Here is a 25,546-nt window from a genome sequence, read left to right as displayed (position 1 = left end):
TTTAGTTGAATTCTACACTTTGTGCGCGTATTACTTTGCCCGAACATAAGATTCCGTGGTATTTTTAACTATGAAAAGAGTTATTGATCATGGAAGTAGAGAGAGGAATAATACGATGAAAAAAACAATGCAATTTACGGGTCTCTTGATCGCAGGAAGCTCGATCTTATTAAGCGCATGTGGTCAGCAAGAGGAGAAGGCAACCGCATATGACAAGATTCAAAAAGATGGCACAATTGTTGTCGCGACGGCTGGTACACTTTTCCCGACATCTTACCATGAAGAGAAAAACAATAAGTTGACTGGATTTGATGTCGAAGTCGTCAAAGAAGTAGCAAAGCGTCTTGATTTGAAAGTGAAATTCAAAGAGATGTCATTCGACGGTATGTTGACAAGCGTCAATACAGGTCAAGTCGATCTCGCTGCTAACGACATTACGATCACCGATGATCGTAAAGAAAAATTCGCGTTCTCAAAACCATATAAATATACGTATGGTACGGCAATCGTCCGTAAAAGTGATTTATCAGGCATCAAGTCTCTTGAAGACTTGAAAGGTAAAAAAGCTGCCGGAGAAGCTACAACGACATATATGCAGATTGCTAAAAAATACGGTGCAAAAGAAGTCACGTACGATAACGCGACGAACGATCAGTATCTACGAGATGTCTCAAATGGTCGAACAGACGTCATCTTGAATGATTACTACTTGCAAACACTCGCTGTCGATTTCTTCAAGGACTTCGATATTACGATTCATCCTGATATCGCTTATAATCCAAGTCAGGTTGGTTTAATCATGGATTTAGATAACAAGGAACTTCAATCCAACATTAACGAACAACTCGATAAAATGAAGGAAGATGGCACATTAAAGGAAATTTCGAAGCAATTCTATGCTGGAAAAGATGTCTCTCAAATGCCTGACGTCAAAACGACGATCGTCGATGTGAATTAACGATGTCTTCGATTGATTGGCGGTCCGTCTTCAATCCGGAATTGGCGGTTGAATCGTTTCCTTATATTTTGAGTGGACTGGGACAGACGCTATGGATTTCCTTGCTCAGCATGACCATTGGTCTTGGAATTGGTTTGCTCCTTGCCCTTTGTCGTCTGTCTAGGCTTCGACTTTTACGTATCGGAGCGAGCGCCTACATCTCGTTCATGCGAGGTGTTCCGATTCTCGTGTTGCTGTTCATGTTGTATTTCGGACTGCCGGTCATCAATATTCAACTGGACGCGTTAACAGCAGCAATTACCGGTTTTAGTTTGAATAGTGCTGCGTACATGGCAGAGATCATTCGTTCTTCCTTACTATCGATTGATCGTGGTCAGGAAGAAGCGGCAGCTTCGCTTGGTTTATCGCGATATCGAACGTTCGTTGGTATTATTTTGCCACAAGCGATCCGAATCGCCATCCCACCGCTTTCAAACGTCTTGCTTGATCTCGTCAAAGCCTCGTCGCTTGCTGCCATGATTACTGTCCCTGAAATATTTCAAAAGGCAAAAATCGTTGGTGGGCGTGAATTTGATTATATGACCGTTTACTTTGTCGTTGCGTTCATTTACTGGGGAATTTGTTCCTGTATCGCAGTCATCCAAGAGATTCTCGAGCGTCGTTTTGCACGGTATCTCTGATTCATTATTTCGCAAACTGTTATACAAACAGGCGATGGACCATGTCCATCGCCTGTTTGCTTTTTAAATTGTTACTGATTGGTTACCCTTCCCGATACATCGCTAAAAAATGTTCGAGTTGCCGCGGTTGTAGCGGTCGATGGAAGAGGTACCCTTGCAACGTATGACATCCTAACCGCTCGAGCAACGCTGCCTCTTCTTCTAGTTCGATTCCTTCTGCGACGATCGTCATATCTAATCGTTTCCCTAATTGAATGATTGTCTCGATCATCGCTCGTTTTTTTTCAGAATGAATCGCTTCTTGAACGATTTCTTTCGGAATCTTCAATTGATCGAATGGAAGTTCAACGAGAGGCTGCATAGAGGAAAAACCGGTTCCGAAATCATCGAGTGCAATTCGAATTCCGTATAAATGGAGCGCATTCAATGTCTCAATGATTTGTTCCGTTCCCTCGATGAAGATGTGTTCTGTCATCTCGATTTCAAGGAGTGATGGTGGAAAACCTGTTTGTTTTAAGGTCGTCAGTACTCGATCTGTAAAATCAGGTTGTCGCAATTCCCAAGGCGAAACATTCACTGAAATCGTTATAGGTTCCTTCCCTTCTTCCAACCATACTTTTCCTTGTAAGCAAGCTTGTCGCATGACCCAGCTTCCAAGCGTTTCAATGAAACGTGTCCGTTCCGCAAGTGGAATGAACTCATTTGGCGGAACGAGACCATACTCCGGGTGATTCCAACGAATTAATGCTTCCACTCCTGTGATTTGACGCGTTCGTGCATTGACTTGAGGTTGAAATAAAATGAAGAAATCACGATCCAACTCTGCATCGTACAAATCGCGTGTTAATTGAAGCGCTCGCTTTCGTTCATTTTGAGTCGCTAAATCTGTAATCGCATACGTATTTTTTCGATTTGCCTTTGCTGTAAATAATGCAATCTCTGCATCGTTAATGACATGGTCTGTTGTTTCATCGTTCATGTATGAAACACCGATACTTGCAGTTACATTAATCTGCTTAAAATCGATTTGTACACGTTCTGCTACACTCGACAAAATATCATCACAGAGCACTCGTGCATCGTAATGGTGTGGTGCATGCAATAAAAAAGCACTTCCACTTGCTTTCGCAATTGTACAGTCCGGAAAGTGATTCATCAATCGCCGGCCAATAATGTGTAACGAGCGGTCTCCGGTTCGGTATCCGAATGCATCGTTGACTGTTTTGAAATCGTCCAGATCAACGAGACAAATCATATCACCTTCTCGTTTCTTCTTATCTACTTCAATCACAAATGAAGATCGGTTTGATAAACCTGTCACAGGATCCGTGAATGCTTGTTCTTGTAAACGGGCTAGGTAGTCAATATTACGTTCAAGACGGGTGACGTATTGATTATGAATCAATAAACTAATGATCGTCGCAATCAAGATAAGTCCAATGCGCGCGATGTGATCGGATGCAAACATCGTGGCATTTTCAAAAGTTGGAGTATGATACCAAATATAGAGAAGAGAAATCGTCGTAATGCTCGTTGCATACAGCAACATTGTCCGATTAATGACGACTAATGACGCTAAAATGAAAAGAAGTGCACATGCCCAAACCGTTTGGACACCACGATCGATGAACGGATAATAAATGTATGGAATCAACAAAAAAACACTCGACATTATATGTGGCTTTAGCCGATCTGACAGTGTACTTTTACCAATGAAGTATTGTGCTATTCCAGCACTCGCAATGACGAGAGCGCGTATCCAATCCTCCCCATTTAAACCAGAACGACTAAACAGGTTAGCAACGATATATAAAATGGCACCACAACTCGTCAATACAAAAATGATCATCCCGAACAACTGATAATTTGCCCGGATTTCTCGATGATATTGCAGACTATTGGAAGAACGTCGCTGTGTGTTCACCGCCATCCCCTCTTTCTAGTTCCTGTCGGTTATTTTCCTTATCAGAACCAAAACAAAACCTGAATTTTCTAAAAATAATAAAATAATGGGAAGTCATGATTTTGATTAGAATGGGAATAGATAGGTATAGAAAGGAGCGATTAACTATGTCTCATCTACTGTTTATTGAAGCCAACGATAGCACACATCAAAAAAAAGGCATTAGTTCTGAATTGAACGATGCTTTCCTAAATGCGTATCGTGAGCATCATCCTGGCGATACAATCACGGTTTTGAATTTATTCGAGGAACGTCTCCCCTTCTTTGATTTAAAGCTTGCGAATGCGGCAGGTCGACTATTTAAAGGAGAGGAATTAACGGGAGATGATGCGATCCACGCGCAACGGCTTCAAGAATATTTAAACGGATTCTTAGATGCCGATAAGGTCGTCTTTTCATTTCCGATGTGGAACTTAACAGTTCCTGCACCGCTTCACAACTATATGGATTATCTCGCACAGGCTGGTCAAACGTTTCGTTACACAGCTGAGGGTTCGATCGGACTGGTTGAAAACAAACAAGTGTTGTTGATTCATTCACGCGGTGGAGATTACTCGACAAAAGAGAAAGCACCAAGTGAACACGCTGTTCGCTACATGTTAGACTTATTAGCATTTTTCGGAATTGATGATGTATCGACAGTCATTTTAGAAGGGCATCAACAATACCCCGATCGTGCATCTGAATTGATTGAACAGGCACTTCTTGCATGTAAAAAGACAGGTGAACGATTCTAAATACGAAATAAAACAAATGAACTATTTTTTTCAAGTAAGATTTTTTCATGAACAGGTAGATTAAAGGTACGGAATAATGAGTACGCCATTGTAAAGTCTTTTTGGATGTCAGAGGGGTTACGATTCAAAATTTTTTTGAAGTAACCTCTTTGATAATATAGTTGACCTAAAAGTTGACCATCTTCAATTTGCAAGCTCTCTTGAATGCCTTGTTCAGTAATCTCTAATCCAAGTTGATTTCGATTTTGTTCAGATAGTTGTTTTGCATAGTTATAAAGAATCTTAATACGAACTTTTTTCAGTTCAATTGTGTCATAGTTAAACCGAAGCAATACTTGAAAGCTATTTTCTGCTGAATCAAAATCCTTATGCTCAATAAAAGAAATTGCAATTGCCATCTGGATCCGTAAATAGAGTGTTGGAGATTTGAATTGTAATGACGTATGCATTAATAACTGTTTAAGTTCATCAACGGTTTCAAGAAAAGTTATCACTTGACGTTTTTCATGAATGATAATTTCATAATATATTGCTAAAAATTTTATTTCATCATAATCTATTTCGTTTTTTATATGATTAGTAATTTTGCAAGCTTCTTCAAATTGATTACCTTGTAACAACCTTAACAACTGTTGATCATAAGATGTATACATATCACTTCGAAGATGATCTTCAAACAACATCGACAGCGGTACCTTAAGACGTTTTGCAACTTGTTGTAACCAATCAATTGTTGGTGAATTTTTACCATTTTCTACTTTACTAATTTCGGCTTGACTACATATTCCCTTACATAATTCAGCTTGAGTCATATTTTTCTCTTTTCGAATCCGTTTAATTTCATATCCTATTGATGAAGATAAATGACTCATACGATCTCCTCCTTCATCTATTTTAAAGTTCAAAGTATAAAAAATCACGTTTACCATTTAATACTAGTTCAGCGTGATTTCTATTGTCTAACGCGTGAAATATGGTATACGCGTGAGTAAATGCTTCTTGAATGTCCTTACGTGGATAATCTAACTTTTCATAAAAACAACCTCGTTGATAAAAAAAATGACCTAACAATGACGTATCTTTTCTTTCTAGAGATGATTGAATGCCTTTTTCCGTTATCTTCAGTCCCGTTTCAAAATCTGATTGAAAGTACAGTTGCTGCGCATAGTTATACATAATTTTAGATTTTAGTTTTATCAAATCATATGTCATATAATCATACTCTAATAATTCTTCATATATTTTTCGCGCATATTGATATTGGTGATTTAAATAATAATAGTTTGCGACAGACATTTTAATTCTTAAGAAAATAGATGGGTATTCGATTTCCATTTGTTCTTGATCTGATAAGTAAAGTAATTGAGAAATACAAGTACGGTAGTCAATATCTTTTTTACCCTCACGAGCTACCCACTCAAAATAACGAATTAATAATTGAACAGAAGAAGGTAAATCATTTGGTGTTTGTTTAATGAAATCAAGCATGCCATCATAACGATGTCGTCTAGAAAAGTCAGACAATTGTCTATCAAATTGATGAAATAGACTGGTCTCATTCGCATCAATGAAGAGATGAGCCGTTGAAGTATGGAGCTTTTGGGATAACCGTTGAACAATATCTATCGTCGGCATGATTTTTCCATTTTCGATTTTACTCAATTCCGCTTGGCTACATACATCTCTTGCTAATTCTGTTTGCGTTAAATTTCTTTCGACACGTAGTTGTTTAATATGTTGACCAAATGCTTCGATTTCCAAAATTTCTGCTCCTTTCTTGTAGTTTCATTTTCACTTAACAGCGTGTTTATTATTTGATTAAGTATACGGAGAAATCAGTTTATGATTCCGAAAAATTTTTCTTAACAGATAAAGAAGATAGCGAATTTTATGCACTCTAAAAAACAAGATATAGTATAAGATTTCGCATTGGGACAAGCGCCTATATAGGATTACTTTTAAGTCTACTCAAAAGTAAATAATAAGTGTTCCTCTTTTAGATCAACAACTTTTTGTTTAGTCGATTTAAGCTCTAATGCATGCAACAATGTATACGCAACTGTATATGTTTTTTGAAATGAATCTATTCCTACCGCTTCTTGATAGTTACCTAATTGAAAATACAAATGCCCTAAAAGAAAAGTTTGCTGATGAAGTAAACATAATTCAATTCCTTTTTGAATATATATTTTTGATTCTTCAAACAGATCTTGATACAAAAGGATTTGGGCATGATTAAAATAAATTTTGATTAAAGAGGTGACATATAATGAGCTATTAAGACTCTCTAACAAAATTTCGATATCCAAATAAGAATTCGTCGTTAAATGGAATAGCTTATGTTCAGCATATAAATTGGCAATCGCGGTTTTGATTCGAATGAACAAAGTGATTGATTCGTTTTGAACATCCCGTTCAATTAGAAGGTTATTCAATAGGAAAGTCGCGGTCCTAAAATCATACTGATCCTGTTTCAAGTCGACGATGATTCGAAAATATGCATTTAATATGACTAACTCATTATTTTCATTATTATTGTGCTTAGAAATGTATCTCTTGATTTGCTCATACTTTTCATCTCGAAGTAGCGCTGAAACAGTCTGATCAAATCGTTCCATTTCTTCGTTTTCTTGAAGTTCTTCGAATAAAAGTGCAATTGGAACTTTTAATCGAGTGGCAATTTGCTTCATTAAATCTACAGTGGGTGAATTCAAACCATTTTCAATTTTACTAATCTCAGCTTGGCTACAAATACCATTACACAGTTCGTTTTGTGTCATCTGCTTTTCAATACGCAACTGTTTTATTTTTGTACCAATCGATGAAGTTAGTGAATTCATCTTCATCATTTTTCACTCACTTTCATCTATTGGGAATAGCAATAGTTCTGCTAAATGCACTTCAAGAATTTTTTGGTAAGCATGATTATTTGTTGCAATAAAAAAGGAATAGGCAATGGTATATGCCTCTCTAATATCATTATTTGCAGCATGTAATGATTCTAAAAAGAAACCTTTTTGATAATAAAAGTGACCAAGATATGTTAAATCTTGTAGTCTTTTTGTCTCTTCAATTACTTGTTCAACTTCTTGCAATCCTTCTTCAAATCGCTTTAGTCTATACAAATTTCTTAAATAATTGTACATGATTTTCATTTTAATTTTTTTATATTCACAGGTCTGATATGGCATTTTTAATAAATCTTCATAAATTTGGTGAGAATGCGCATATTCCTTATTATTCGTATAGAGAACAGCAATTGCCATTTGAATTCGAATATAAAGAAGAGACGACTGTTCCATGATTTTCTTTTGCGCAACTAATTGAAGTAAGGATGTAATGCATGAACGAAAATCAATATTTCCTCTTTCATATTCAAGCAGGACTTGATAATAATGAATAAAAATTCTAATTTCAAATATGGTTGTAGAGTTAGAATATTGAACTAACTCTGCTGACATTTCCCCATACGTTTTTTCTCTAAAATGCCGTAACATTTTTTGGTCAATTTCGTTCAACTTTTGCGAGACCTGTTCATCCGCAAAAAATAAAGAAATGGGTATTCGTAGTTTTCTAGAAATTTGTTGTAATAAATCAATTGTTGGAATGTTTCTTCCATTCTCGATTTTACTAATCTCAGCTTGACTACAAATATCCTCACACAGTTCCTTTTGAGTCATCCGTTTTTCTAATCGTAACATCTTAATTTTTTTACCAATCGATGAAGTTGGTAAATCTATCATTTTTTGTTCACTCACTTTCATTAATCGGAAATAAGAGGTGATCAGAAAAATAGGTTTCAAGGATTTTTAGATAAGAGTGATTCTGAGTAGCAATGAAAAAAGAATAAGCGGTCGTATACGCTTCTTTTGTTTCTGATTCAGATGCTTTTAACGCCTCTAATAAGATTCCTTTTTGAAAATAAAACTGTCCGAGATACGTTAAATCCTGCAATTGTTTTGTCTCTTCGATGACCTTCTCAACTTCCTGCAACCCTTCTTCGAATCGTTCAAACTCTACTAAATTACGTATGAAATTATACATGATCTTCATTCGAATTTTTTTATATTCTCTTGTTTGATAAGGTAAGTCTAATAGTTCTTTATAGATTTGATGGGCACGACTATATTCTTCGTGGTTCGTATACAGAACAGCAATTACCATCTGAATTCGTGTATAAAGAAGAAATGATTTGTCTTTGATCTGTTCCTGTCTGACAACTTGTAATAAAGAGGCGATACATGTCCGAAAATCAATATTTCCTCTTTCATAGTCTAGTAATTCTTGATGGTAGCGAATTAAAATTTTAGTTTCAACCGCATTATTGACGTTCTCATATTTTTCTAAGTCTTTTGCCATATCTGAGTACGTTTTTTCACGCAAATGCCGAATCATTCGTTGGTCTATTTCATTTAATTTTTGTGAGACGATTTCATCTTCAAAAAACAATGAAATCGGGATGCGTAGTCTTCGACAAATCTGCTGTAACAAATCAATCGTTGGGGAATTTCGACCATTTTCGATTTTACTGATTTCGGCCTGACTACAAATTCCTTCACAAAGTGCTTTTTGTGTCATTCCTTGTTTTTTTCGTTCTTGCTTGATCTTATCACCAACAGAATGAATGACTGGATGCATGAAAGTCACTCCTCAAATCAAAAATATCGAACTCATGAAAAAAGTCTTCCGTTTCAAGTATATATCACTTGAGACGGAAGACGTGTCTATGCTTCCGGCGAGAATCGAACTCGCACTGCAGCATTACCATTGCTGAGGTCTGCCATTAACCTACGGAAGCTTGTAAAACCTAATTCTAGTATAACTTATAGAAAAAGACAAAACAAGAAGTCGATGCTTTTCAGCTCAACTTCTTGTCACTCATTTACAGTGTAGTTTTCGTTAGCGAGTTATCATAGACGACTAAAACTGAATAATGTTCATCCGCTTTAGACGCAACGAATGTTGAAAATTTTAATGTAATGATGGCGTTTGATCCGACCCCATTATTTTCAAAAAATTCATTAAGTCTTTCCTCTAATTCCTCAGGCGATCGCCCGACGACTACTTTAGAATGCAACATGATCATCACTCCGTTTCATTATGGTAGGTTCGAGTTTAGTAATTGCCTGATCGTATAAATGTTAAACCTTTATTTTTTCGACTTGCCCCACTCTCTCTCTATCCGCTATGGTGAAATGGAGTCATTCAACTATTGAAGAACAGGAGTGAAGTCTGATGGAACAAATCAATTTTGATGAAACGATCGAGAAACGAAATACAGGATCCGTCAAGTGGGACGGGCTCCCTTCGCTATATGGATCAGATGAGCTGATTCCAATGTGGGTCGCCGACATGGACGTCCGTCCACCCCACAATTTGACAGAACGATTGACTAGACGTGCTGCTACAGGTCATTTCGGTTACTCGATGTTTGAAGACGAAGCCAAACGAGCAATTCAACAATGGTTTCAAAAGCGATATGACGTCACAATCACTACTGATTCCATTCTCTACTCAAGTGGTGTTGTTCCAGGACTTGCACATACTGTCCTCGCACTGACGGAACCGAGTGATGAAATCATCATCCAGACACCGGTCTATCCTCCATTTCATCAAATCATTCAGTCTAATCAACGACAACTCATTGAAAATCCGCTTCTTTTAGACGGTGAGACGTACCAGACTGACTTTTCACTTCTCGAACGGCAAATGCGAACAGCACGTATGATGATTCTTTGTAGCCCGCATAATCCAAGCGGTAAAGTCTATCCGAGAGAAGAATTACAACAAATCGTCGAACTCGCGAAGCAACATGATGTTTATCTTGTATCCGATGAGATTCATGCGGACCTCGTCTATACAGGTTCCGTGCACACGCCCATTCTCAGTTTGGATTATGAAAAACTCATTTTAGTGAGTGCCCCATCCAAAACGTTCAATATTCCGGGTCTCTATGCGTCTTATCTAATCGTACCTGACATCTCGATTCGTCAACAAATCGAACGTGTCCAACAACGTCATTTCGTTCACCCGAATGCATTGGCTTCGACTGCGATTTCAGCAGCGTATGGTGATGCTATGAGTGAACAATGGCTGTCACAATTACTTGTGTATTTAGAAGGAAATCGTGACCATGCCATCCGTCGGATTCGCCAAGAGATGCCAAAATTAGACGTTGTCATTCCAGAAGCAACTTTCCTGTTGTGGATCGACTTCAAAGCACTCAAACTGGATAGTAAACCACGATCAGATTGGCTCGTCAAGGAGGCAAAAATCGCTCTAACGCACGGTTCTTCGTTCGGATCTGGTGGCGAAACGTTTGAACGTTTAAATATCGGGTGTCCTCGTGCACAATTAGATCAGGCACTAGACCGTTTAAGCACCGCATACCAACGGTTTTGGACCAATTAATATGACATAAATGATCCTAATAAATTAGGATCATTTATGTTTTATTTAATTATTCAGAACATTTCGAGTAGTAGAACTTTAACAGGGACTAAAACCGTCCCAATCCCTTAAGGCGCTAGGCGTAGCGGCACTTTTCATGAAAATGAAGTGACTTGCAAAGTCGTTTTATCCCTTGTAAGGTGGGGAACATATCATTTGGCGAACAAGTCAATGCATGCTTGATCGCTGAAAAAACTATTGCATTTGGAGGATTTAACTTTATGACGCAAGAATGGATTTCGATCATCCTGTATCTTGTTCTCATGTTGGCAATCGGTTATTTTGCCTACAAGCGAACGACGAATACAGAAGATTACATGTTAGGCGGACGCGATCTCGGTCCAGGTGTCACAGCACTCTCTGCTGGTGCATCGGATATGAGTGGATGGATGCTCATGGGACTTCCCGGCGCCATGTATGCAACAGGTGTATCAGCCCTTTGGCTCGCACTCGGTTTATTGATTGGATGTTACGTAAACTATATCGTACTCGCACCACGTTTCCGTCTCTATACAGAAATGGCAAACGACTCAATTACGATCCCTGATTTCTTAGAGAATCGTTTTGAAGACAAATCACGCGTGCTTCGTACCGTATCAGCACTCGTTATCATCATTTTCTTCACGTTCTACACATCAGCTGGAATCGTATCTGGCGGAAAATTGTTCGTCAGCTCATTTGGATTTGATTACCACTATGGTATGCTCTTGACGATTGCGGTCGTAATCGCCTACACACTTTTCGGCGGTTTTCTCGCAGTTAGTTGGACCGATTTCGTCCAGGGCTGTATCATGTTCATCGCACTCGTTCTTGTACCGATCGTCGCATTGACAGACGTCGGCGGAATCGATGGTGCGTACAATTACGCTGAAAAATTAGACCCTTCGTTATTTGACCCATTCAAAGGGACAACAGTTCTTGGAATCATCGGATTCCTTGCTTGGGGACTTGGTTACTTCGGTCAACCCCACATCATCGTACGCTTTATGGCGATTCGTTCTGTTAAAGATTTAAAAAGTGCCCGTCGCATCGGGATCGGTTGGATGTTCGTATCTATCATCGGTGCGATGATGACTGGTCTTGTCGGGATCGCTTATTTCGAAGGACAAGGCAATGGACTCGGTGATCCGGAAACAGTCTTCATCCGTTTCTCGGATGTACTATTCCACCCGTATATCACAGGATTCTTAATGGCTGCGATTCTTGCAGCGATCATGTCGACGATTTCATCACAATTACTCGTTACTTCAAGTGCGTTGACAGAAGATTTTTATAAGACGTTCTTGAAAAAAGACGCATCGGATAAAGAACTCGTCCTGACAGGTCGAATTGCCGTTCTTGTCGTTGCCGTCATCGCAAGTATTCTCGCGTGGAATCCGTCAGCGACGATTCTTGCACTCGTCGGTTATGCATGGGCTGGATTCGGTTCTGCCTTTGGTCCGATCATCTTGCTTTCTCTTTACTGGAAACGGATGACGAAACAAGGTGCACTAGCTGGTATTATCTCAGGTGCCTTGACTGTTATCATCTGGGTTCAACTCGGACTTAGTACGACGCTTTATGAAATGGTACCTGGATTCTTCACAAGCTTGATCTTTACGGTCGTTGTCAGCTTGATGACGAAACAACCGGTCAATGCCGTTCAGGAAACGTTTGAAGAGATGGAAGACGAATTAAAAGACGCCGTTCAATAATCAGCAAATAACAAGTAAGACCTCTGCCAAAAAATTGGCAGAGGTCTTTTTTTGACTTACAGTTCAATCACGCCATAATGCAACTTCGACGTCTTTCGCTTAGTTCGTTCAAACCCAAACCGTTCAAACAAGGGACTCTCATAATGTGCTTTTAACACGATGCGCTGACGTGCCACACGCTTCGCCTCCACCATCGCTTCCTCGGATAAGGCTTCATAATTCGCAAGCGTTCGTAAAGCATCGAGATGCGTCGATTCTTCGACGGTCTGTTCGAACATAGGATCAAAGTAGATGACATCAAAGGAATTATCCGGACATTCTTTCAAATAGGCGAGATGGTGTTTGACTCTCACTTCAATTCGTCGCATCGCTTGATTGATCGGTTCGTAGGATTCTTCCCACCGTTTTAATCCGTTCTTGACGACAAATGCTGTCTCAACCCGACTTTCTAAGCCGGTAATCTGACCTCGCTCTCCGACGGCATGACTCATGACGATGGCATCTGCTCCAAGACCAAGTGTGCAGTCAAGCACACGCATCCCTTCCGATAAGCGTCCGATCGCAACGAGAGGGTCGCCTCCACCTGCATCAATTTGTTTGATGCGAAACACCGCACTCGAAGGATGGAAAAAGAACGATGTCGTCTCGCCTAATGGATATAAATCAAGCCGTTGTTTATCGACGACAAGCACCGGTAATCCTGTCTCCTGTTGCAAGTGTTCTATGCTTTTTTTCTGACGCACGACGTAGATAAAATGTATCGTCTCATCCGCTAACAACTGCTTCACACGATGATGCACGTCGTCAGTCGGACGAAGACATGTCGTCAGTCCAATGGTTGGTTTCATAATGTGTTCCTCCACAAAAAAATAAGCTAGCCGGAGCTAGCTCATTTCTTTTTCTTCAATAATCCTTCGATATCTTCAATCAATGCTTTTTTCGAAATCAGGTCTTCTTGCTTTTCCTGTTCGACTTTTGCATCGACCGTCGTCCGCTTCATGAGTGCCTGAAGCGTCTCATCAATGCTTGACTTCAAATGATCGCGGTCTTCTTTATTAAGGGAAAGATCATGGTGAACTTCATCCCCTTGTTCATCTAATTGGCGTAAGCGTTCCGTCAATTGTTTCGCTTCACGATTCAAGTCCGAATACAATCGTTCGATTTGCTCTAGACGCAATTTGATTCCGTCACGTTCTGTGAACACGTTTTCCAGCCCCTTCCAGTATGCAGTTGTCTACATCATTACTTTACCATATTCCGAGGTAATTAAAACAATCACAAGATGATTACAGAATGACTTTTTTTAGATTTCTTCCTGCGGATCGATTCCAGTTAATTTTTGCAATTGCACGGAGGGTATCGCTATAATGTAAACGAAGCATCAATTGGGATGAGGGAGGATTTTGTGATGGAATTGAGACGTCGAACATTACGTCATGTCGATCAAGCTGAGTACGATCATTTCTTGAAGTATGGCGAGCAAGCATATGGACTGACTCCGCAAGAAATCAAAGGGTATGACCATGAGCTTGGAGAAGAGCGGGCTTTTGATTCCGTCGAGCACAGTTATCCTGAAGATTATTACTTTGACATCGTTGAAGCGGATACGATCGTGGGGCGGGTTCTGCTCTTAAAAATGGGTCACTACTTCCAACTCGACTTCATGGTGTTTGATCCCTATACGCGTCGGGGTCTAGCTACTCAAGCAGTTGCTGAAGCATTGACGTATTCTGGGGTACTAGATCGTCACGAAGTACGCGCGCGTGTCCTTGAACAATCACCACACGCTTCGTTTGCAAAACGCATTTTGGAAGCAAATGATTTTACGTCGACAGATAACTATTACGTCAAAGGAAGACGTCGTCGGTACTCTCTGCAACGAATGGGCTAAAGACCGTCCGAAAGACCATGAAACTCATGGTCTTTTTTTAATGCCCCTCATCTCTTCGTCACCTTTGACAGTTGATGAATTTCAGCGTACAATTTTCATCTGTATGAACAGAAAGGAGTACATCTCATGAACGAATGGTTATGGATCCCTTCCATTTTTTTAACGATGGGGTTATTGATTTTCAGTTATTATTTATTTGGTAAGACAGGATTGTTGATGTGGATTGCCATCGCAACAATCATTGCAAACATCCAAGTTACACAAACCGTCGATATTTTTGGTTTCGTCTTCACGTTAGGAAACGTCGTGTATGGCAGTTGTTATCTAGCGACAGATATCCTCAATGAAAAATACGGAAAACAGGTCGCTCGTAAAGGCGTCTATATGGGGTTCTTCTCCCTGATCACGACGACTGTTCTCATGCAGTTCAGCCTCTTGTATACACCACTTTCTGATAAGGCTGCACTCGAAACATCCGATTCCTTGCATTTATTGTTTGGACTATTACCTTGGATTGCTGTTGGTAGTCTTGCCGCTTATCTCGTCTCGCAACTATTCGATGTCTTTATTTATTCAAAGATCCGCCAGAAGACAGGCGAACGTAAGCTTTGGTTACGGACGACAGGGTCAACCGTATTAAGTCAATTGCTTGATACGTTGACGTTTTGTGCGATCGCCTTTCACGATATGCCCTTCTCCATCTGGTGGCAAATCTTCATTACGACGTATCTCGCGAAATTCGTCGTCGCTTGGTTCGCGACACCATTCATGTATTTAGCAAAACGTATCCACCCAACGAAACAATCGACAGACGCTGCTGCATGATCTAAAAAAAACTAGAAGACTTGACGAAATTGTCGGATAATGGGAGTGGAGGTGCCTACATGAAAATTAAACGGAATGAACCCTTTCGATATACGCTGAAAAAACCAATAACAGGTGAATTTCATTTATTGAAAAATGACCAGCGTACTCCTAAAGGGCTGATGAAAATTCATAATATCTCACCGAACGGACTAGCAATCAGCACAGAACTAAAACTTCCACTCCTCAAATCAATGAAAATCGTGGTTGAGTTCTCATTGATCGAGGGTCAAGAACCTTTGTGCATCGAAGGTCAGTTATTGCACGAGAAGCCAGTGGGTCCCGAAAGACTGTATGGCATCCGCCTCAATCCATCAACGACTGATCGTGATACAATCATCGCTCAGGTTAAACAAGTCGCTCAATTAGAGCGATAATTTATAAAGAAAGGGTGGCAGAATGATGATCTGCCACCCTTTTCTCGTAAAAAATGACGCGTCACACGCAACTTCTATAGGAAACAGCGCATTTATGCGCTTCAGAGACAAACAAGACCCGCTTTCCTGCTTGAATGAAGTAGGAAAGCGGGCTTAGTGTCTCGCCTGAGAAAGGGGCGTGAAAAGACGCGTCATTCTTTTTTTGAGTCAGCCCTCTGTTTTATGGCTAGATGAATCAACCTTCAAACGTACGGAAGACGACTGCCTCATAAGGTCGAAGTGTGAGTTCGTCGGTAATGACGGACTCTTCATAGTTTCCGATGACCCGATCTGACGTATCATGCGTAGACGGAATATTCACATCATGATCCGCAAACGAACAGTAGACATACCATGTCTCCCCTTCAAGCGTTCGTGAGTAGGCGTAAACTTCTGGATGATCTTCGAGTAAGAGTTGATAGCGACCATAGACGACGAGCTCATGGTCATGTCGTAGACGAATCAACTGTTGATAGTAATAAAAGATGGATTGCTCATCTGCAAGCGCCTGTTCGACGTTGATTTCCGGATAGTTCGGATTGACCTTCAACCATGGTGTTCCCGTTGAGAAACCAGCGTTCTCCGACGCATCCCACTGCATCGGTGTCCGCGCATTGTCACGTCCTTTGACATGGATGGAACGTAGTAGTTCAGCCGGTGATGCTCCTTGTTCCGTACGTTCTTTCCACATGTTCCGAATTTCGATATCTTCATAGTCCGCAATGTCTTCAAAAGCGACGTTCGTCATGCCGATTTCCTCGCCTTGATAGATATATGGCGTCCCTTTTAACAAATGCAATAATGTAGCAAGCATTTTAGCTGACTCGACACGGTACGTCGTGTCATTTCCGAATCGACTAACGACACGGGGTTGATCGTGGTTGTTCCAATAGAGCGAGTTCCAGCCCGTCTCATGTAAGGCCGTCTGCCATTTGGTGAAGTTTTGCTTGAGTTTAAGTAAATCAAACGGAATGACGTCCCATTTCCCATTCGGACCTGAATCGAGATCCATATGTTCGAACGTAAAGACCATGTTGACCTCTTTACGTGCCGGATCCGTGTAAAGAATGGCATCATCCGTCGTCGCTCCTGGCATCTCACCGACTGTCAGGACATCGTATTTACCGAAGGAGGCTTCGTTCATCTCGTGTAAAAACTCATGGACACGCGGTCCGTTGATATAATGTTCTCCACCATCTCCATACAGTGCTCCTGGATGGACCGTCGCATCTGGTAAGCCAGGTGTCTTTGAAATCAAGTTGATGACATCCATTCGGAAACCGTCAATCCCTCGATCCAACCACCGACGAATCATCCCGTACACATCATGACGCATCTGCTCATTTTCCCAGTTCAAGTCAGGCTGCTTCTTCGAGAATAAGTGTAAGTAATACTCATTCGTTGTTTCATCATATTCCCAGGCAGGTCCAGAGAAAATCGATCCCCAGTTGTTTGGTAGCGAACCGTCTGGATTTGCCGGGCGCCACATATAATAATCCCGATATGGATTGTCCTTGCTTTGACGCGACTCCGCGAACCACTGATGTTCATCTGACGAATGATTGATGACAAGGTCCATGACGATTTTGATATCTCGTGCATGTGCCTCATCTAGAAGACGATCAAAATCATCCATCGTCCCGAATTCCTTCATGATGGCTTCATAATCACGGATATCATAGCCATTATCGTCATTCGGTGAATCATAGACAGGACTTAGCCAAATGACGTCGATACCAAGTGTCTTCAAATAATCCAACTTTTCGATGATTCCGTTCAAGTCACCGATTCCATCCCCATTCGAATCATTATAACTACGTGGGTAAATTTGATAAACGACACTATCATGCCACCATTTACGTTCCATCCTCAACACTCTCCTCTTTTATGTACGTAACGTGCTACATATTGAGCAAACGATTGCATCAATTTGTAAAAGCGCTTTCAATTCTCACAACGTCATCTTAACATGTCCATGAGAGGTGCTCAAGCAAGAACCTTAACATATTTGATATCATGAAATATGAAATACAAGTGTTTACTACATCCAAGATGATGGGAAAGAAAGGTATATGAAAGGAGTGTGGACAAATGTATCGTCGATATTTGCTCTTCCTTGTCTGGGCGATTGCTATTGTCTTCATCTTATTATTTGGAAATAATCGTGTCTTTCCAGAAGGTTTCTTGATGTCGTTTTTACGTTTCGACCAAAGTCAATTTGATACATCCGCGTTAAGTTTATTTGCCTTACTCGGCATTTATCCGTTCGCTTTCTTTTTACTATTTCTAGATGAGAAACGATTCATGCGCCCCGGACCGCTCGTCGCAAGTATTGGATCGTTCTTCTTAGGTGCCTTCGTGTTGATGCCTTATGTCGCCCTCGCTATTCCAAGGAAAACGTTTCTTCCTTTTCGTCGTCGCGGGTGGATTCCTACCGTCGTCGCCTTACTTAGCGTCGTGACGACATTATTGCTTTGGATTGCTCTTGCTCGGTCTGATTGGAGTATATTCCGCATCTACTTTGAGACCAATCAATTCGTTCGAACGATGACCGTCGATTTGTTATTATTCTACATTCTGCAAGTCTATCTGCTCCGCCGCATTCGTGTTCGGAATGCACAATCACTAGAGTGGCAAGACGTGATTCCGCTCTTTGGCTTATTCCGTTATCTATTCGCAAGACATTTACCGACATCCTCAAAATCTTAATTTATGGTACAATGAAATTTGGATTTTTCGAAAAGGAGATGTCATCCGATGGAACAATATCATGCACTTTGCGAACACATTTTGGAACACGGAACAAAAAAGGAAGACCGGACGGGAACGGGAACACTCAGCGTGTTTGGTCACCAAATGCGCTTCTCCCTTCAAGATGGTTTTCCTCTCATTACGACGAAAAAGTTACATATGAAGTCGATCATCCATGAGTTGATTTGGTTCATCTCGGGTGATACGAATATTCGTTATCTACAGGAAAATGGTGTGCGGATTTGGAACGAATGGGCCGATGAGAACGGAGATCTAGGTCCTGTTTACGGGGCACAATGGCGCTCTTTTCCACGTCCAGATGGCACGAAGGTCGATCAGCTAGCACAAGTCATTGAACAGATCAAAACGAATCCGGATTCTCGTCGTTTGATCGTCAGTGCTTGGAATCCTGGACAAGTCGATGAGATGGCTTTACCACCTTGTCATCTCTTGTTCCAATTTTATGTCGCTGACGGAAAACTATCATGCCAATTGTATCAACGTTCAGCTGATGTTTTCCTAGGCGTACCATTTAATATTGCATCTTATGCGTTACTGACACATATGATTGCTCATGTGTGTGGACTTGAGGTTGGTGACTTCGTTCATACGCTCGGTGACGCTCATATCTATTCAAATCATATTGAACAAGTTAATCTTCAGTTGACGCGTACCCCGAAAAAATTACCGACGCTGCGCTTCGCTCGAACAGTCGATCGTATTGAAGACTTCCGCTTCGAAGACATCATCATTGAAGGCTATGATCCTGATCCGCACATTAAAGGTGTGGTAGCCGTATGATCACACATATCGTAGCGTTTACAAAAAATCATGTCATCGGTCGTGACAATGCGATGCCTTGGCACCTTCCAGCTGATTTAGCTCACTTCAAGCGTACGACGATTGGCAAACCGATCATCATGGGACGAAAGACGTTCGAATCCATCGGACGACCGTTGCCCGGTCGAGAGAACATCGTCATTACGCGCGATCAGACGTTTGCAGCCGAAGGTGTAACGGTATGGCATGATCTATCTGCTTTGCAACCATACGTCGATTCAGAAGAAGAAGTCTTTTTGATTGGTGGTGGAGAGTTGTTTGCTCAAACGCTTCCTCTTGCTCGCCGCCTGTATGTCACTGAAATTGATACGGTTCTTTCTGGAGATGTACATTATCCCGAAATCCCATCTTCATTTCAGATTACTTCCGAAACACATTATGATGCGGTCGAGGGAAACGATTATCCGTTCATCATTCGTCGATATGATCAGTAACTAAAAAACAGCCACATTGCTCCGTATGATGGACGAATGTGGCTGTTTTTTTAAGGAATTTGCATGATCCATTCAGCAATCCATTCCTCCATATCAGAATCGATCTGTGAGGTCATGATATAGTCTGTCGCACCGCATGATAGCGCATTGGCTAAACGATCGTCTTCTTGATCCGTCACGACCAAAGCATCAATGATCGATTCCCGTTGTTGTCTCCACTCCTCTAATCGTACAAAGTTCTCGCTTGCTAACTGATCGAGTGAAAGAATCGCCAATTGTATTGGCGACGTCCGTTGATCATCTAGCGGAATCACCTCAATATGGTATTTCGGATGACCCGGCATATCAAGCGTATGTACCTGTTTAAGGAATCCTTCCTCGACACGGATATAGACTAGTATTTTTTCGATCGATATCGCTGTCGAATAGGACACCACTTGATTACGACCATTACGTTTCGCTTGATACAGAGCTTCATCTGCCTCTGCTGTTGCTTGCGCCAGGGATGTGAGGAGATCAAAAGCAAAGGAGAGACCAATCGAAACCGTTACTTTTAATCCGTTCGCAAAAATATGGCGCTCGACACGCTCGCGAATTTTATTCATACTCGCAACGGCTTGCGGTACTGTTTCTGCTGAAAACAATAAGATGAATTCCTCACCACCGAAACGAATGAATTCATCATCGAGACGAGCGGCTTGTTGAACGATGGTAGCTAGTTCGGAGAGGACCAAATCCCCCGTTGGATGTCCATGTAAATCATTGATCCTCTTAAAATGATCGATATCAAAAATCGCTAACCCAAATGTCCGCTGTTCACGTTCGAGACGTGCTACGCGACGATCAAAGGCATTTTGGAGGTATTTCCGGTTATAAGCTCCCGTCAGTTCATCGACCAAGATCGTCGAAGATACGACCCTTAATTTTCGTAATAGTCTCGCTAGACGAACATGTCGTTCTTCATTCGTCACTGTCTCATCCCAGTAGTCATCGGCTCCCATCTCATAGCTGACTTGACGAATATCAGACCGGTTTGGACCTACGATGATGACGGGAACGAATGCTGACTCCATTTGTTTGATCAGTTTTTGGAACAACTCCAATGATTCCACGATAGATGAATGGTCGATAATGACGGCATCCATAGCAATATCATGTGATATCGACAACGTGTCTTCCACCGAACTGAAGAATCGTGACATATAGCGCTCCTGTTCGAGCGATTTTTTCCATTTGATATTCTCAAGAAAACGTCTTGTCACAGTGACGACCAATTCTTTTCGAATCCGGTTGGCGCGTGAACGGTCCGACAACTGATCGACGATTGGCTGCAGTAATTCTTTAACGATTGGCTGCGTGATGACCGCATTCATTTGTTCCCACGTCGCTTTTTCCCGACTCACTTGATCGGCAAGTCCTCTGAACAGTTCCTCTCTCCCGAGTCCTTCAAGCCAGCTTGCCAATGCGAGTAGTTCTGTTCGTGGCACGGCCGGCATCCGAAGTAACGTCTCGACCATGATGATCGTCTGTTGCAGTTGTTTTTCTATTCGTTTTCGACTTCGTTCCATCCAATCCCCTCTCTTTCTATACATCCGAAGAACAATCCTCGGATAAAGAGAAAGCGAGGGAAATCCCCCGCTTTTTCAACTCACGCTTTTAAGTTCGGACGGACCATATCTGCTGGTACGATCCATTGATCATATTGTTCTTCTGTCAATAAACCAGTCGCAAGTGCTGCTTCTTTTAATGTCGAACCTGACTGATGCGCTGCCTTTGCAATTTTCGCCGCATTCTCATATCCGATATGCGGGTTGAGTGCAGTGACAAGCATCAACGAACGTTCGACGTTCTCAGCGATGACGGACTGTTCTGGTTCGATTCCGATTGCGCAGTGGTCATTGAACGAATGCAAGGCATCTGTCAGTAAACGAACCGATTGTATGAAGTTATACATGATGACCGGCTTGAAGACGTTTAGTTCGAAGTTTCCTTGACTTGCAGCAAAACCAATCGTCGCATCGTTTCCAAGGACTTGCGCTGCGACCATCGTCAACGCTTCACTTTGAGTCGGATTGACTTTCCCCGGCATGATTGAGCTTCCCGGCTCATTTTCTGGAATCGTAATTTCGCCGATTCCTGCTCGTGGACCTGACGCGAGCCAGCGAACGTCGTTTGCGATCTTCATCGCGTCCATCGCTAACGCTTTGACCGCACCATGCGTAAAGACGAGTTGATCGTGGCTGGTTAGGGCGTGGAATTTGTTTTCCGCGCTCGTGAATTCATATCCCGTTTCTTCACTCATTTTTTGCGCAGCCAAATCACCGAAGTCCGGATGTGCGTTGATGCCCGTTCCAACAGCCGTACCGCCGATTGCTAATTCCGTTAACGGATCAAGCGTCCGTTCGATCATCTGCTTCGAAAGTGCAAGCATCCGGACCCAACCGCTGATTTCTTGACCGAGTGTGATTGGTGTAGCATCTTGCAAGTGTGTCCGTCCAATCTTGACGATATCCGCAAACGCGTTCGCTTTTTCGTCAAGTGTCGCATGCAAAGCATCGATTGCTGGGAATAGTGATTCCAACAAGACTGTCTTCGCCGCTAAATGCATCGCTGTCGGATATGTATCATTTGAACTTTGTGATTTGTTGACGTCATCATTCGGATGAATCGTCGTCTCACTGCCTTGTTCTTTCAACTTACGTGTCGCGACCCGAGCGATCACTTCGTTGACGTTCATATTCGACTGTGTACCTGAACCCGTTTGCCAAACGACAAGCGGAAACTCATCATCGAATTTCCCCGCGATGATCTCGTCACATACTTCAGCGATGACACCCGCTTTTTCTGCCTCAAGCACGCCTAAGTCGCGGTTCGCAAGCGCCGCTCCTTTTTTCAGGACTGCAAAGGCACGAATGACTTCAATCGGCATTTTTTCCGTTCCGATCTTAAAGTTTTCTAGACTACGTTGTGTTTGTGCGCCCCATTCCTGCGCTTCTGGTACACGAATTTCCCCCATCGTGTCACGTTCTACACGGTATTCCATAAACAAATTCCCCCTTTTGATTATTTCTCTTTTAGTTTAACGCAAAAGTAGACAGAATGGGAATGAGAGAGACAGTTTTCGGGAATAGTTTATTATCGAAAAAAGGAGTGAAGATTTCATGTGGTTGATTAACTTAACGATTGTACTGCTTTTGATTCTAGCAAACGGTATTTTTGCGATGACTGAACTCGCTTTGCTTTCCTCAAAACGGTCCAAATTAGAGAAAGCAGCGAATGATGGCAAAAAGTCAGCCCATGTTGCATTAGAGTTACTCGATCGACCAACCGATCTGTTATCGACTGTTCAAGTCGGCATCACGTTAATCGGAATCGTCAATGGTGCCTTTGGTGGTGCTGCTCTCTCAGGACCGGTCATCAAGTGGCTTGCTCAATTCGCGTGGCTCGCCCCTTATGCCAGTACGATCGGTTATATTCTCGTCGTAACGATCATCACCTATATTTCGCTCGTCATCGGTGAACTCGTTCCTAAGCGTATCGCCCTTGTCAGTCCAGAACGGGTCACGATGTGGCTTGCCCCACCGATGCGTTTTTTCTCGATTGTGCTTCGACCATTCATTTGGGTTCTAAGTAAGTCCACGAGTTCCATCTTCCGTTTGATTGGTCTGGATCGCCTGCAAACAGAAGACGAGACGGAAGACGAAGTCCGGCAATTACTGATTCGTGGTACGCAAGAGGGCACCTTCAATCGATCAGAAGCGGAGCAAGTCTCTCGTGTGTTTGATTTTCATGATTTGTACGCGTACGAACTGATGGAGCCGCGTACCGTTACCGAATGGATTGACTTAGCGGATGACTCCGACACGATCTTACAAGAGCTCCGGCAAGCGCGACATCGAAACTTACCGGTTGGTCATGGTGACCTGGATCACTTCGTCGGTTTCATCGATGCGAAAGAGGTGCTATCAACGGAACGACCTATCCAGGAACTTGAACGACTGATTCAGTCGCCACTGATCGTTCCCCGTCAATTGAAAGCAACCGTCTTGCTTGAACGGATGCGCAAAGAGACGGTATCCATCGCCTTTGTTCTTGATGAATACGGTGGTTTCCTCGGCATGATCACCTTATTCGACATCCTCGAAGCATTCGTTGGCGAAATTTCAAGCGTCGAGGAAGAACCGGAACTCGTCATGCGAAAGGATGGCTCCTTCCTCGCGGATGGTCTATTGCACATCGATGATTTAAAGCGGACGCTCGGTTATACAGAAGACTTACCCGGTGAACAGTTGAACGCCTATCATACGGTTGCTGGTTTGATTCTATATACGTTAGGTGATGTACCCTCCCGTGGAAGTACTGTCGAAATTGGACCGTACCGGTTTGAAGTCGTTGATTTAGACGGACGACGCGTCGACCAAATTCTGATCGAGCGCATCGAACATGAACAAACACCCCTACCGTGAGGATAGGGGTGTTTGTCGTCAATCATGCTTCGTATAATCGTAACGCTTCTCGTGCGACACGATCTGCTTTGTTCTCCGACCGTGGAATCCACTTCACGAAAGCGAGTGGTAAGAGTTGATAACGCGCAAAGGCAGGATCAAAGATCGTCTGTGTTCGTTTGTTCTTGACGAATTCGCGTTCGACTGCGAGTGCAACCGCTTCTGAATCCGTCCGAAACGAAATGACGCTCTCGCCTTGTGCAATCAGTTCGTGCGCCCAATCGACGGCTTTCGCAAAAGCAATAAATTCTGCTTCATGATTATTGATCGCTTGAATTTGATACATTTTTTCCGTGACTTCTCCCTCGGAATTTTTACTGAAAAGCCCAACCGCCGCTTCATCATTTGAAGGACGGACCGTACCGTCAAAATAAAGTTCAACCATGTTCAATTGCCGCCTCGATTCCTTTTCGTATCGCTTGTTCATCTAGCCCTTTCCCAATGAAGACGAGCGTCGTCTTTGGTTGTTCGCTAAATGGTTCTCTGATTGCTGTGCCGTAAATCATGCCAGTACCTTGTAAAATGACCTTTCGATCCGTATCTGCAAAATGAATGATTCCTTTATAGCGATAGAGATCTTCCGCATACGCTTCTAACACCTCACGTAGGACCATTCCGAATCGATTTCGGTTCAAGGGTCGTTCCTCGACAATCGTCAATGCCGTGAAATCCTCAACCGACTGATGAATCTGATCCGTTTGTTGACTGAGTCGTACTTGCTCTTCTTTTGGAAAATGGAACGTTTCAAACAGTCGGTCCGATTCAAGTTGAGCCTGTTCCGTTTCAATGATAGCTGCAGAAGGATTTCGTTCGCGCAGTAAAGCGGACAACGTTTCGCGCTTTGACTCGTCAATCAAATCCATTTTATTCAAGATCAGGACGTCAGCAAAGCCGATTTGTTTCACATTTTCTTGGAACGTCAGTTGACGTTCCAAGTGGTACGCATCGATGACTGTGACAACACTTGAAATCTGATAGGACTGTTCAACAGCCGGCTCAAAGTAGAATGTCTGTAGAATCGGTCCTGGATCCGCAACGCCTGTCGTCTCAATCAATAATCGATCAAACGATAGCTCTCCATCTCGACGGCGTTTTGCGATCCGTAGCAACGCATCCCGTAAATCGCCGCGAATCGAACAACAAATGCAGCCATTCGTCAATTCGATCATCTCTTCGTCACTTCGTTCAATCAATGCTTCATCAATATGAACAGAACCTACTTCATTGACGAGCAAGGCAAATTTTTCTGTCGGTTGAGAAACGAGATGATTGAGTAGCGTAGTTTTACCGGCACCTAAAAAACCAGTGATGACGGTCGTACGTATTTTGTCTTGCATGATTTCACTCCTTAGCGTCCTTGTTG

At 42.1% G+C, this 25,546-nt stretch carries 25 protein-coding genes and 1 tRNA gene; 12 read left to right on the top strand and 14 right to left on the bottom strand.

Annotated elements, in window-relative coordinates:
• Positions 1-115: 115 nt before the first annotated feature.
• Entirely contained in the window at positions 116-958 is an 843-nt protein-coding gene (locus EXG77_RS06705; RefSeq protein WP_023468566.1) for a transporter substrate-binding domain-containing protein, read from the top strand.
• A gap of 2 nt (positions 959-960) precedes the next feature.
• Positions 961-1,638, top strand: a complete 678-nt coding sequence (locus EXG77_RS06700; protein WP_035396973.1) for an amino acid ABC transporter permease — start codon at positions 961-963, stop codon at positions 1,636-1,638.
• An 82-nt stretch (positions 1,639-1,720) separates the two neighbouring features.
• Here EXG77_RS06700 and EXG77_RS06695 read toward each other — a convergent pair whose 3' ends face one another.
• Complete coding sequence (locus EXG77_RS06695; RefSeq protein WP_370448366.1) at positions 1,721-3,562, bottom strand: putative bifunctional diguanylate cyclase/phosphodiesterase; 1,842 nt, start codon at positions 3,560-3,562, stop codon at positions 1,721-1,723.
• Positions 3,563-3,708: 146 nt separating this feature from the next.
• Here EXG77_RS06695 and EXG77_RS06690 point away from each other — a divergent pair, with 146 nt between their 5' ends.
• The gene (locus tag EXG77_RS06690) at positions 3,709-4,338 is read left to right on the top strand and encodes an FMN-dependent NADH-azoreductase (protein WP_023468569.1); all 630 of its coding nucleotides are present in this window, start codon (positions 3,709-3,711) and stop codon (positions 4,336-4,338) included.
• On the opposite strand, the gene EXG77_RS06685 is transcribed toward EXG77_RS06690, so the two are convergent.
• The 6 genes from EXG77_RS06685 to EXG77_RS06660 all read right to left on the bottom strand — a co-directional run bounded on the left by EXG77_RS06685 (position 4,335) and on the right by EXG77_RS06660 (position 9,136).
• On the bottom strand, positions 4,335-5,210 hold the full coding sequence (locus EXG77_RS06685) for a helix-turn-helix domain-containing protein (RefSeq protein WP_035396969.1): 876 nt from the start codon (positions 5,208-5,210) through the stop codon (positions 4,335-4,337). The genes EXG77_RS06690 and EXG77_RS06685 overlap by 4 nt on opposite strands.
• A 22-nt stretch (positions 5,211-5,232) precedes the next feature.
• Positions 5,233-6,099 carry a helix-turn-helix domain-containing protein gene (locus EXG77_RS06680; RefSeq protein WP_035396967.1) on the bottom strand — a complete coding sequence of 289 codons (867 nt, stop codon included), beginning with the start codon at positions 6,097-6,099 and terminating at the stop codon, positions 5,233-5,235.
• 203 nt (positions 6,100-6,302) lie between these two features.
• Positions 6,303-7,178, bottom strand: coding sequence for a helix-turn-helix domain-containing protein (locus EXG77_RS06675; RefSeq protein WP_203229906.1), 876 nt, complete (start codon positions 7,176-7,178; stop codon positions 6,303-6,305).
• 12 nt (positions 7,179-7,190) lie between these two features.
• Positions 7,191-8,081: a helix-turn-helix domain-containing protein gene (locus EXG77_RS06670; protein WP_035396959.1), complete on the bottom strand. Its 891-nt coding sequence runs from the start codon at positions 8,079-8,081 to the stop codon at positions 7,191-7,193.
• Between the two features lie 7 nt (positions 8,082-8,088).
• Entirely contained in the window at positions 8,089-8,976 is an 888-nt protein-coding gene (locus EXG77_RS06665; RefSeq protein WP_035396957.1) for a helix-turn-helix domain-containing protein, read from the bottom strand.
• Positions 8,977-9,065: 89 nt separating this feature from the next.
• Positions 9,066-9,136, bottom strand: a tRNA-Thr gene (locus EXG77_RS06660).
• A gap of 437 nt (positions 9,137-9,573) precedes the next feature.
• On the opposite strand from EXG77_RS06660, the gene EXG77_RS06650 reads away from it, so the two are divergent.
• A complete protein-coding gene (locus EXG77_RS06650) occupies positions 9,574-10,749 on the top strand; it encodes a MalY/PatB family protein (protein ID WP_052017108.1) in 1,176 nt (391 codons plus the stop codon).
• Positions 10,750-11,009: 260 nt separating this feature from the next.
• Positions 11,010-12,482, top strand: coding sequence for a sodium/proline symporter PutP (gene putP, locus EXG77_RS06645; RefSeq protein WP_035396955.1), 1,473 nt, complete (start codon positions 11,010-11,012; stop codon positions 12,480-12,482).
• A gap of 56 nt (positions 12,483-12,538) precedes the next feature.
• Here putP and EXG77_RS06640 read toward each other — a convergent pair whose 3' ends face one another.
• Together EXG77_RS06640 and EXG77_RS06635 are read right to left on the bottom strand one after the other, a co-directional pair.
• The gene (locus EXG77_RS06640; protein ID WP_052017107.1) at positions 12,539-13,330 is read right to left on the bottom strand and encodes a class I SAM-dependent methyltransferase; all 792 of its coding nucleotides are present in this window, start codon (positions 13,328-13,330) and stop codon (positions 12,539-12,541) included.
• A gap of 41 nt (positions 13,331-13,371) precedes the next feature.
• Positions 13,372-13,686: a hypothetical protein gene (locus tag EXG77_RS06635; protein WP_035396953.1), complete on the bottom strand. Its 315-nt coding sequence runs from the start codon at positions 13,684-13,686 to the stop codon at positions 13,372-13,374.
• A gap of 204 nt (positions 13,687-13,890) precedes the next feature.
• Between EXG77_RS06635 and EXG77_RS06630 the strand changes: the two genes are divergently transcribed.
• The 3 genes from EXG77_RS06630 to EXG77_RS06620 all read left to right on the top strand — a co-directional run bounded on the left by EXG77_RS06630 (position 13,891) and on the right by EXG77_RS06620 (position 15,614).
• Positions 13,891-14,373, top strand: coding sequence for a GNAT family N-acetyltransferase (locus tag EXG77_RS06630; protein WP_035396952.1), 483 nt, complete (start codon positions 13,891-13,893; stop codon positions 14,371-14,373).
• A gap of 126 nt (positions 14,374-14,499) precedes the next feature.
• Positions 14,500-15,198: a queuosine precursor transporter gene (locus EXG77_RS06625; RefSeq protein WP_035396950.1), complete on the top strand. Its 699-nt coding sequence runs from the start codon at positions 14,500-14,502 to the stop codon at positions 15,196-15,198.
• A gap of 59 nt (positions 15,199-15,257) precedes the next feature.
• A complete protein-coding gene (locus EXG77_RS06620; protein ID WP_023468582.1) occupies positions 15,258-15,614 on the top strand; it encodes a PilZ domain-containing protein in 357 nt (118 codons plus the stop codon).
• A 235-nt stretch (positions 15,615-15,849) separates the two neighbouring features.
• On the opposite strand, the gene EXG77_RS06615 is transcribed toward EXG77_RS06620, so the two are convergent.
• Positions 15,850-17,520, bottom strand: a complete 1,671-nt coding sequence (locus tag EXG77_RS06615; protein ID WP_035396948.1) for an alpha-glucosidase — start codon at positions 17,518-17,520, stop codon at positions 15,850-15,852.
• 224 nt (positions 17,521-17,744) lie between these two features.
• Here EXG77_RS06615 and EXG77_RS06610 point away from each other — a divergent pair, with 224 nt between their 5' ends.
• The 3 genes from EXG77_RS06610 to EXG77_RS06600 are packed head-to-tail and all read left to right on the top strand — an operon-like array spanning position 17,745 to position 19,678.
• Entirely contained in the window at positions 17,745-18,362 is a 618-nt protein-coding gene (locus EXG77_RS06610; protein ID WP_023468584.1) for a hypothetical protein, read from the top strand.
• Between the two features lie 48 nt (positions 18,363-18,410).
• Positions 18,411-19,205, top strand: a complete 795-nt coding sequence (locus tag EXG77_RS06605) for a thymidylate synthase (RefSeq protein WP_035396946.1) — start codon at positions 18,411-18,413, stop codon at positions 19,203-19,205.
• Positions 19,202-19,678, top strand: a complete 477-nt coding sequence (locus EXG77_RS06600; protein WP_035396944.1) for a dihydrofolate reductase — start codon at positions 19,202-19,204, stop codon at positions 19,676-19,678. Before EXG77_RS06605 ends, EXG77_RS06600 begins: the two co-directional genes overlap by 4 nt.
• 50 nt (positions 19,679-19,728) lie before the next feature.
• Here the strand turns inward: EXG77_RS06600 and EXG77_RS06595 are convergent, their stop codons facing one another.
• Positions 19,729-21,246 carry a diguanylate cyclase gene (locus tag EXG77_RS06595; RefSeq protein ID WP_035396942.1) on the bottom strand — a complete coding sequence of 506 codons (1,518 nt, stop codon included), beginning with the start codon at positions 21,244-21,246 and terminating at the stop codon, positions 19,729-19,731.
• 80 nt (positions 21,247-21,326) lie between these two features.
• Positions 21,327-22,721: a class II fumarate hydratase gene (gene fumC / locus EXG77_RS06590; RefSeq protein WP_035396940.1), complete on the bottom strand. Its 1,395-nt coding sequence runs from the start codon at positions 22,719-22,721 to the stop codon at positions 21,327-21,329.
• 118 nt (positions 22,722-22,839) lie between these two features.
• On the opposite strand from fumC, the gene EXG77_RS06585 reads away from it, so the two are divergent.
• Positions 22,840-24,144, top strand: coding sequence for a hemolysin family protein (locus EXG77_RS06585; protein WP_035396939.1), 1,305 nt, complete (start codon positions 22,840-22,842; stop codon positions 24,142-24,144).
• A gap of 22 nt (positions 24,145-24,166) precedes the next feature.
• On the opposite strand, the gene EXG77_RS06580 is transcribed toward EXG77_RS06585, so the two are convergent.
• Together EXG77_RS06580 and EXG77_RS06575 are read right to left on the bottom strand one after the other, a co-directional pair.
• Positions 24,167-24,568 carry a reverse transcriptase-like protein gene (locus tag EXG77_RS06580; protein WP_023468589.1) on the bottom strand — a complete coding sequence of 134 codons (402 nt, stop codon included), beginning with the start codon at positions 24,566-24,568 and terminating at the stop codon, positions 24,167-24,169.
• Positions 24,561-25,520, bottom strand: coding sequence for a GTP-binding protein (locus EXG77_RS06575; protein WP_023468590.1), 960 nt, complete (start codon positions 25,518-25,520; stop codon positions 24,561-24,563). The genes EXG77_RS06580 and EXG77_RS06575 overlap by 8 nt, the downstream gene beginning before the upstream one ends.
• Positions 25,521-25,546: the final 26 nt, after the last annotated feature.

The organism is Exiguobacterium sp. OS-77, assembly GCF_000414195.2.
Lineage (GTDB): Bacteria > Bacillota > Bacilli > Exiguobacteriales > Exiguobacteriaceae > Exiguobacterium_A > Exiguobacterium_A indicum.
Note: the sequence above shows the minus strand (reverse complement) of the source record. Positions and strands in the feature narration are given on the sequence as shown.

Coding starts and splice junctions, on each gene's coding strand:
- EXG77_RS06705 (WP_023468566.1), top strand. CDS start 116: ATGAAAAAAACAATGCAATTTACGGGTCTCTTGATCGCAGGAAGCTCG.
- EXG77_RS06700 (WP_035396973.1), top strand. CDS start 961: ATGTCTTCGATTGATTGGCGGTCCGTCTTCAATCCGGAATTGGCGGTT.
- EXG77_RS06690 (WP_023468569.1), top strand. CDS start 3,709: ATGTCTCATCTACTGTTTATTGAAGCCAACGATAGCACACATCAAAAA.
- EXG77_RS06685 (WP_035396969.1), bottom strand. CDS start 5,210: ATGAGTCATTTATCTTCATCAATAGGATATGAAATTAAACGGATTCGA.
- EXG77_RS06675 (WP_203229906.1), bottom strand. CDS start 7,178: ATGAATTCACTAACTTCATCGATTGGTACAAAAATAAAACAGTTGCGT.
- EXG77_RS06670 (WP_035396959.1), bottom strand. CDS start 8,081: ATGATAGATTTACCAACTTCATCGATTGGTAAAAAAATTAAGATGTTA.
- EXG77_RS06665 (WP_035396957.1), bottom strand. CDS start 8,976: ATGCATCCAGTCATTCATTCTGTTGGTGATAAGATCAAGCAAGAACGA.
- EXG77_RS06650 (WP_052017108.1), top strand. CDS start 9,574: ATGGAACAAATCAATTTTGATGAAACGATCGAGAAACGAAATACAGGA.
- putP (WP_035396955.1), top strand. CDS start 11,010: ATGACGCAAGAATGGATTTCGATCATCCTGTATCTTGTTCTCATGTTG.
- EXG77_RS06640 (WP_052017107.1), bottom strand. CDS start 13,330: ATGAAACCAACCATTGGACTGACGACATGTCTTCGTCCGACTGACGAC.
- EXG77_RS06630 (WP_035396952.1), top strand. CDS start 13,891: ATGGAATTGAGACGTCGAACATTACGTCATGTCGATCAAGCTGAGTAC.
- EXG77_RS06625 (WP_035396950.1), top strand. CDS start 14,500: ATGAACGAATGGTTATGGATCCCTTCCATTTTTTTAACGATGGGGTTA.
- EXG77_RS06620 (WP_023468582.1), top strand. CDS start 15,258: ATGAAAATTAAACGGAATGAACCCTTTCGATATACGCTGAAAAAACCA.
- EXG77_RS06615 (WP_035396948.1), bottom strand. CDS start 17,520: ATGGAACGTAAATGGTGGCATGATAGTGTCGTTTATCAAATTTACCCA.
- EXG77_RS06610 (WP_023468584.1), top strand. CDS start 17,745: ATGTATCGTCGATATTTGCTCTTCCTTGTCTGGGCGATTGCTATTGTC.
- EXG77_RS06605 (WP_035396946.1), top strand. CDS start 18,411: ATGGAACAATATCATGCACTTTGCGAACACATTTTGGAACACGGAACA.
- EXG77_RS06600 (WP_035396944.1), top strand. CDS start 19,202: ATGATCACACATATCGTAGCGTTTACAAAAAATCATGTCATCGGTCGT.
- EXG77_RS06595 (WP_035396942.1), bottom strand. CDS start 21,246: ATGGAACGAAGTCGAAAACGAATAGAAAAACAACTGCAACAGACGATC.
- fumC (WP_035396940.1), bottom strand. CDS start 22,721: ATGGAATACCGTGTAGAACGTGACACGATGGGGGAAATTCGTGTACCA.
- EXG77_RS06585 (WP_035396939.1), top strand. CDS start 22,840: ATGTGGTTGATTAACTTAACGATTGTACTGCTTTTGATTCTAGCAAAC.
- EXG77_RS06580 (WP_023468589.1), bottom strand. CDS start 24,568: ATGGTTGAACTTTATTTTGACGGTACGGTCCGTCCTTCAAATGATGAA.
- EXG77_RS06575 (WP_023468590.1), bottom strand. CDS start 25,520: ATGCAAGACAAAATACGTACGACCGTCATCACTGGTTTTTTAGGTGCC.